The sequence below is a fragment of the Protofrankia sp. Cr1 genome, assembly GCF_963555865.1.
Taxonomy (GTDB): domain Bacteria; phylum Actinomycetota; class Actinomycetes; order Frankiales; family Frankiaceae; genus Protofrankia.
This window is the reverse complement of sequence record NZ_CAUVXO010000132.1, coordinates 1-7,799: the sequence shown is the minus strand read 5'-3', so window position 1 is coordinate 7,799 and position 7,799 is coordinate 1. Positions and strand designations below refer to the sequence as shown.

At 67.0% G+C, this 7,799-nt stretch carries 6 protein-coding genes; 1 reads left to right on the top strand and 5 read right to left on the bottom strand.

The features are described 5' to 3' along the window. A partial coding sequence (locus tag U9980_RS12800) for a serine/threonine-protein kinase (RefSeq protein WP_322768108.1) occupies nt 1-1,052 on the bottom strand: 1,052 nt, incomplete at its 3' end. Nucleotides 1,053-2,320: 1,268 nt separating this feature from the next. Here U9980_RS12800 and U9980_RS12795 point away from each other — a divergent pair. Further along, entirely contained in the window at nt 2,321-3,847 is a 1,527-nt protein-coding gene (locus U9980_RS12795; RefSeq protein ID WP_322768107.1) for a GGDEF domain-containing protein, read from the top strand. Nucleotides 3,848-3,868: 21 nt separating this feature from the next. Here the strand turns inward: U9980_RS12795 and U9980_RS12790 are convergent, their stop codons facing one another. The 4 genes from U9980_RS12790 to U9980_RS12775 all read right to left on the bottom strand — a co-directional run bounded on the left by U9980_RS12790 (nt 3,869) and on the right by U9980_RS12775 (nt 7,697). Beyond that, nucleotides 3,869-4,501 (bottom strand): DUF3618 domain-containing protein, encoded by a 633-nt coding sequence (locus tag U9980_RS12790; RefSeq protein ID WP_322768106.1) that lies wholly within the window; start codon nt 4,499-4,501, stop codon nt 3,869-3,871. 234 nt (nt 4,502-4,735) lie between these two features. After that, entirely contained in the window at nt 4,736-6,139 is a 1,404-nt protein-coding gene (gene proS / locus U9980_RS12785; protein WP_322768105.1) for a proline--tRNA ligase, read from the bottom strand. A 92-nt stretch (nt 6,140-6,231) separates the two neighbouring features. After that, entirely contained in the window at nt 6,232-6,501 is a 270-nt protein-coding gene (locus tag U9980_RS12780) for a hypothetical protein (RefSeq protein ID WP_322752947.1), read from the bottom strand. A 305-nt stretch (nt 6,502-6,806) separates the two neighbouring features. Continuing rightward, nucleotides 6,807-7,697 carry an A/G-specific adenine glycosylase gene (locus tag U9980_RS12775; protein WP_322768104.1) on the bottom strand — a complete coding sequence of 297 codons (891 nt, stop codon included), beginning with the start codon at nt 7,695-7,697 and terminating at the stop codon, nt 6,807-6,809. Nucleotides 7,698-7,799: the final 102 nt, after the last annotated feature.

Sequence of the window (7,799 nt, the reverse complement as noted above, 5' to 3'; positions counted from 1 at the left end):
GCGGCGGGGTTCCCCGCGCGATCGGCCGGCGGCACCTCCGGTGTCAGTGGCACGGTTGACATCGCAGGCACGGCTGACATCGCAGGCACGGCCGGTGTCCCAGGTAGGGCAGCTACCGCCGGAACCGTCGGTACGGGAATCGCCACCGGTAGCGGTGTGGGCGTCGACGGTGGTGGCGTCGACGGTGGTGGTGGCGGCGTGATCAGGACATGCCGGGTGACCTGATCCGCGAGATCGACGCTGTCCACATAATTGCGGACCACACCGGTGACCAGTTCGACGGCGGTGGGTCGCCGGCCCGGATCTCTGTTGAGTGCACGTCGTGTCAACGGTGCCAGGCCATCGGGAATGCCGCTGAGGTCGGGTTCTTCCCGCAGCATGCGAAGCGCGGAGGCGGTGGGTGTGTCCGCCGCGAAGGGGTGGCGCCCGGTCGCGGCGAACACGACGCACATACCCCAGGAAAAGATGTCGGCGGCGGGCCCGGCCCGTTCGCCGCGCAGCTGCTCCGGTGCCATCCAGGCGACGGTCCCGATGACGTGACCGGTCTGGGTGTGCTCGGTTGTGTCGACGACATGGGCGATTCCGAAGTCGATGACCTTCGGGCCATCCCAGGCCAGCAGGATGTTCGACGGTTTCAGATCACGATGCACAAGCCCGGCCCCGTGGACGGCGACGAGAGCGTCGGCCAGGCCGGTGGCGAGGTTGACCAGTGTGGAGCCACCGAGCCGGCCGCGTTCGGCCACGGCCGTGGCAAGGCTCACACCGTCGACGTACTCGGTCGCCATCCACGGGCGTTCCGCGTCGACGTCGGCGTCACGCACCTCGGCCACATAGTTCCCGCGGACCCGGCGCGCCGCCGCGACCTCGCGGCGGAACCGTTTCCGGAAGTCCGCGTCACCGAGCAGCTCCGGGCGGATGACCTTCACCGCCATTGGGTGGCCATCCTCGTCAAAGCCGAGATAGACGGTGCCCATCCCGCCGGCACCCAGTCGTCCTTGGAGCCGGTACCTCCCGACTTTTCGGGGATCAGCGTCGGTCAGCGGCGCCAGCACGCCCGCTCCTCTCCTACGACCCGCACCCCACTCGGGGATCACGCTACCGAGCCCGGCGGGGTTTGCGACTGTGGGCGCATCAACTTTCTCGAGCAGGCAACAACCCGATCACAGAACACAAACGTATGATCGATCACACCCGTATGTCGCCGGATGGTTGAGGTGTATAGGTAAAAGGTTGTCCAGGCGTCGGTCGATCGTGATCGAATTGAGCGTCAGATGGCACCAGGGGACCGGCGGCGGGGCCGTGGTAGCCCCCGCATGGGATTTTTCGAACTTTGTAGATCAAAAAGGCCGTTTTCGGGATCGGAACCCTGGAAGATAGTTCGCGCACGAGCCCGCTGTGGATCGGCTTCGCGGCTTGTCAGTTGCCGGTGGTGTTTCTGATCACTTTGTCGGAGGCGGTGGCTCCGGTGTGTCGCGCAGGTCGCATCCGAGCTGCCGTCGGTGTCCAGGACGAGGTTGCCGACCGTCCTTTTGCGCCGGATGCCGAGTTCCCAGGCGATGTTCGTCCAGTCGTGGCGGTTGTGCGGCCAGGGCGGTCGCCGGTGCCACCGCCGTGTCCATGGCGGGCCGAGAGCGGCGCGCAGCGCCCTGATCTCATGGTCGCGCTCGGCGACCGTTGCGCGGATACGGCCCCATATGTCGATTGCGGAAACCACCCCCCCATACTGTTTCACTGGGACCGAAGATGGATGTACAACTCGATACAAGGGATGTCGGTCACGTACCGCTTTGCCGGTGCTGGCCGTTGTCCCTGGTCGGCGGGGGGCCTGCCGACCAGGGACAGGCTGCCGGTCGGCAAAGGGGGTGCTGGACACATGAGGAAGAGCCGATTTCCGTTACGCATCGTGGCGAGGACGGGATGGCCCGGTTCGGAGGCGGCCACAGAAGATCATCAAATGGTGGGGTCGACCCTCACAGGACGTTCACAGGAAACCAGGCTATATTCGGGAGAACCGGTTGTCCAGTGATAAACGCGTTTTATCGCCATTGTGGCAGAGCCTGCGCGTCGAGTCCCCGGAATGATTCTTCCGCGCTCCGGGACGGGCCGGAGACGGCCGAATCGCCGCGAAGGTCACTGCCCAGATGACACGAACTCCGACACCTAGCCGAACCGTGCGGACCGACTGGTCCCGGGTACCACCCGACTTCCTGGAGACGGCGCACCAATGGTTTTTTCCGCGCCTTCCGCGCCTTCCACGGCATGGAGAGACTGGCTAAAACGGGACGATCTGATGAGGTCGGGAAAAGGACGTAGACGGCTGGTGGCAAGCCAGTCATGGCTGCTTTACCTGGTACTCGGGTTCTGTCTGATTGTCGGTTACCATCTGGTGCCGCCACATGGTGGCGGACGTGCGGTGCGCGTTGTGAGCTACTTTCTGGTCAGCGTCTGTACGGCGGTGGCGGTGTTCGTCGGCGTCGGCTGGTTCCGGCCCACACCGCGGCTGCCCTGGCTGTTGCTGGCCGCCAGCCAGATTATGTACGTGATCGCTGGAACAGCCATTTTTTCGCCCCACCAGGTTGTCGGAGTCGACCTGAGAGACATCGTTGGTGTCATGGACGTCCCCGTCCTTTCCATCGTTTTCGGTCTGGCCCGCTACCCGCTGGCACTGGCCGGTCTCGTTCTTTTCATTCGCTATCGCACTCCCGGGCGTGACCTGCCCGGCCTGCTGGAGGCCGGTACGCTGGCCGTCGCCGCTTTCATGCTGTCGTGGCTGTACCTGATCGGGCCCTATGTTCGCGGTGGATCCGGCCGGCTGATCGAGGCTACGACCCTGGTCGGATATCCAATAATGGATATTGCCCTGCTCGCGGTCGGACTGAGGCTGTTTCTCGGGCCCGGCCGCCGGCCGCCGGCATGCTTCCTGCTTATGGGCAATCTTGGCCTGATCACCGTTGCGGACACCGTCTACGGACTGCAGCAGCTCGCTGGTACTTACCGGGCGGGAAACTTCCTGGATGGGATGTGGCTTGCCGCCAACGTGACCCTGGGTGCGGCGGCACTTCATCCGACGATGGTCCGGTTGGCCGTACCCGCGCCCGCGGCGGAGCAGGACCTCGGGGGTGTTCGGTTGGCCGCGCTGCTGGCGGCCGCGCTGGCTGCACCGGTCACGATGATGATCGAATATTCCCGTGGGATCACGCATGACATTCCGGTCATGGCCATGGCGTGCGCACTGATGTTTCTGCTGACGATCGCTCGAATGGCGGTGCTCGTCTCCGACCAGCGCCGGCTAGCGATGATCGATTCGCTGACCGGTCTTTACTCCCGTCGTTTCCTGGAGGCGGCGATGCCCGTGGAGGTCGCCCGGGTGCGTCGTGGCGGAGGTTCGCTGGGCCTGGTCATCATTGATGTCGACCACTTCAAGTCGATCAATGATGAGCATGGTCATCCCACGGGCGACCGGGTCCTGGCCGAGATCGGCGCACGGCTGCGCGCAGCGACCCGACCAGGCGACGTCCTTGCCCGCCACGGTGGCGAGGAGTTCGCGCTTCTGGCGTCCAACGTGGACCTGAGCGAGCTGAGCGCGCTCGCCGAACGGCTGCGTGCCCGGGTGGCGGAAAGCCCGATCGCCGTGGACGTCGACACCATGATCTTCGCCACCGTGTCGGTGGGAGCCTGTGCCTTCCCGACCCACGTCTCGAATCAGGCCGAGCTGGTAGCCATGGCGGATCGCGCACTGTACGCCGCGAAGGCAGGTGGGCGGGACCGGGTGGTGATCGCCGAGGTCCCGCCTACCGGTACGGCAGCTGCTGACGGAGCCCGTGAGGCTACCGGTCTGAGCTGGTAATCTCACGAGCTGCTACCGTCATCAGCTGCAATGCTGCTGTCGTAGCGCCGTGTCGCTAGGCGCGATCACTGGGTGTGATCGCTGGGTGCGGCACCTTCTGCGGGCGACGACGACCAGCGCGGCTGTCACCGCGATGCCCGCCACGCCGGCTGCCACGGCGGCACGGGTCGCGCGGGGGTTGTCGTCGGCCCGCTGGCGCACGGCCGCCACGGTCCGCGCCGTGTGCTCGGTGGATTCCCGCATCTTCTCGGCGGTCGCGGTCACGTGCGGATTGTGGCCGACTTTTGTCGCAGCCTGGCTGGCGGCGGCCCTGGCATGCTGGGCGGTTCCAGCGACCTGAGGATTCTGCCCGACCCGGTGTACGGTCCGGCCCGCGGTGTCCTTCGCCCGGTGAGCGGTGGCCGACGCCTTGTGGGCGGTTGCCGATGCCCTGGGGCCAAGGTCCTCGGTCGCCCCGGCCAGGCGCACCCGAGCGCCTGCCGCGCCGGTGGTCACCCGCTCCCACGTGTGGGCGGCGACGATCCTGGCATCTTCGGCGGTACGCCCCGCGACCTTCGCGGGGCGTACCTTCTCCGACAGGGCGGCGAGCTCGTCGGCGAGCCGTGTTCTGGTTGTGTCAATCTCATTCTTGATCGAATCCGGATTCTCGGCCACGAGCGTCCTCCCGCATCTTCGGGCACAGGCTGGTCGCGACCTGTCCGACAGATCTTTGATCGCATCGACGCCCATCGGAGCGGCCCTCGCCTGTGATAAGCCTGATCTTCGAATTACCCGGGAACGGCGTGGCTAACCGGCAGTTCGCTCACGGAGGATCAGCGCAGCTGATCAATTCGGTGGATCGACTCGGTGGATCGGCTCAGTGGATCAGTAGGTGGATCAGTAGGTGGATCAGTAGGAGCGGGCGACCAGGCAGACGAGATCGGGTTCGTCGTCGCGGTCGGGAATGGTGCCGTCCGGCCGCTGGATGCAGCGCACGGTCAGTGACTCCTGGGCGAGTCGCGTTTCACCGCCGGGACCGACGGCCGCCCATGGCAGGCGGGCGAAGCCTTCCGATGCCGCCTCGATCGCCTCGTCGACGGTCGTGACGTCGCGGGTACGACCGTCCCGGGTCGCCAGCGCCGCTTCGTACATGGCGTTCTGGATCTCGTCCAACAGCGTCGGCACCCTGGTCATCACATCGTCGAGTGGAACGACGATCTTCTCGGATGTATCGCGGCGGGCGAGCGTGACAGCACCGGCCGCGAGATCGCGCGGGCCGAGCTCCACGCGTACCGGGATGCCCTTCAGCTCGGCGTCGGTGACCCGCCGGCCGAACGAGAGGCCATGCCGTGCGTCCACGCCACAACGCAGCCCGGCTGCCCGCAATCCGTCGGCGAGCAGGGAAACGCGTTCGGTGAGCGCAGGGTCGTCCTTGACGGGCAGTACGAGCACCTGCGTCGGCGCGAGCCGCGGGGGGATCCGCAGCCCGTTGTCGTCCCCGTGAGCCATGATCAGACCGCCGACCATGCGGGTTGAGGAGCCCCAGGACGTCGTCCACGCCAGGTGCTGCGCACGGTCGGAGCCCAGGAAGCCGATGTCGAACGCGCGGGCGAAGTTCTGGCCGAGCTCGTGGCTGGTCGCCATCTGCAGCGCCTTGCCGTCACCCATCATCGCCTCGAGGGTCAGGGTGTTGGTGGCGCCGGCGAACCGCTCCTTGGCGGTCTTCCGGCCGATGAACACGGGCAGGGCGAGCACCGAGGTCATGAAGTCCAGATAGACCTCGAGGTGGATGCGCCGGGCGTACGCGGCCGCGTCCGCCTCGTCGACATGCGCGGTGTGCCCCTCCTGCCAGAGGAACTCGCTCGTGCGCAGGAAAAGCCGGGGGCGCAGCTCCCACCGGACGACGTTCGCCCACTGGTTGAGCAGCAGTGGGAGGTCCCGGTAGCTCTGCGTCCACTTCGCCATGTACTCGCCGATGACGGTCTCGCTGGTCGGCCGGACCACTACGGGCTCTTCCAGCTCCTTGCCGCCGCCGTGGGTGACGACGGCGAGCTCGGGGCTGAAGCCCTCGACGTGCTGGGCCTCCCGGCGGAGGTAGCTTTCGGGGATGAGCAACGGAAAGTAGGCGTTGACCGCTCCGGCCGCCTTGATCCGGGCGTCCACGTCGGCCTGCATCCGTTCCCAGATCGCGTAGCCGTACGGTCGGATGACCATGGTCCCGCGGACCGGGCCGTTGTCGGCCAGTTCCGCCTTGGCGAGCACATCCTGGTACCAGCGGGGGAAGTCCTCGCCGCGGGGAGTAAGTATGGCCACCCACCCACGATATTGCCTGACGGTGCCGGGTCGACGCACCAGGCCAGCCGCTGCCTCGACCTGGGCACCGCCCTGGTCAGCTCGGGTCGGCGTCAGGCCTGGCCTGGCGTGTTGTCATCGTCACCCGGTACTTCGCGAAAGACCAGCGACAGGTCGACGTCGCCGTGGAAGTTGACCAGCGCTGCCCGCGGTGGCACCACGATCATGGCGGAGGTCAGATCGGCCGCGGTGGCGCCGGCTGCAAGGACGAGTTCGTGCTCGACCAGCAGGCCGTGTCGGACGGTCACCACCTCGGCGAGTGGGGTCGGTGCCGCGCCGGGTACGCCTCGGGGTTCGGGTACAAGGTCGCCGTCGGTGTCCATTTTCGGGCCTCCTCGGTGTGAACGTAGCAACTCGGATCGATGCGCGTGCAGCCGACTTTGTGGTCCTTCCACGAGTCGTGCACAGGTGTTCCGCGTTGTCGCTTTGGTTCCTTTTCTCACCGGTCGGACAGTCGTGTTGTCGGATGCATGACGCCATCGATATTGCTTTATAGCAAATACCCGGAGGGTGGCGTGATCCAGGGGTATGTGGGGTCACTTTTGGCACCCTGCGGTATATGGCTGTCAGGTGCTCTTTCAGGTTTTTGTCAGCAGGCTGGCAGGTTCATGATCGCGCGCGACGATCGTCAGCTCGCGCGATGCCCGGGCAGCGCGTAGACACCCGGCGCGACCAGCATGGCGAGACCGTCGGCAAGCAGGCCTTCCAGCGCCCGGCCGCGCTGCACCGGCTCGTCCCACGTTGCGTCGAGGAGCTCGTGGCGTACCGGTCCGGGTGCCTCGCGCAGGACCGCGAGCAGGCGTCCACGTACCTGACGGTCGGTCCCGGCATAGCCCTGCGGGCGCCGGGGCGGGCCGTCAGCGGGCGGGCGGCCCGCCCGCTGCCACGCACAATCCTCCGTCACCGGGCAGGCATCGCAGTGGGGACTCCGCGCGACACAGACCAGCGCCCCGAGTTCCATGAATGCCGCGCTGACCCGGGCCGCGGTCCGCGGATCCATGGGCAGCAGTGACTCGACCCGCTCCAGATCCCGACGCGATGTCGCCGTCCGCTGGTCGTCGCGGCCATCGATCGCACGGCTGACAAACCGCCGGACATTGACGTCGATCACCGCGTGGCGCTGCCGAAAGGCGAACGCTGCGACGGCGCGGGCTGTATAGGTGCCGACTCCCGGTAGCCGCAGCAGTTCGTCCACATCCCCGGGGATTGCTCCGCCGTGGCGTTGCGTGACGGCGACTGCGGTCTGGTGCAGCCGCAGCGCCCGCCTTGGGTAGCCAAGGCGCCCCCACATCCGTACGGCCTCGCCGGCCGGCTCGGCGGCAAGCATGGCCGGGGTGGGCCAGCGGTCGGTCCATTCGTGCCACACGGGCAGAACCCGGTTGACCGGCGTCTGCTGCAGCATGATCTCACTGACGAGCACCGCCCACGGGCTCACCCGCGGGTCTCGCCACGGGAGATCCCGGGCGCAGACCTCGTACCAGTCGAGGACGGCGTCGGCGAGTGCGGGCGGTTCACCCATCCGGTTCACCCATGCGGTTCACACATAGCGTTCGAGGATGCTGGACTCGGCGAGCCGGGACAGCCCCTCGCGTACGGCCCTGGCGCGTGCGGCGCCGATACC

Bases quoted from the DNA above. Each gene is read 5' to 3' on its own strand.
- U9980_RS12775 (WP_322768104.1), bottom strand. From the start codon at position 7,697: ATGGGTGAACCGCCCGCACTCGCCGACGCCGTCCTCGACTGGTACGAG.
- U9980_RS12780 (WP_322752947.1), bottom strand. From the start codon at position 6,501: ATGGACACCGACGGCGACCTTGTACCCGAACCCCGAGGCGTACCCGGC.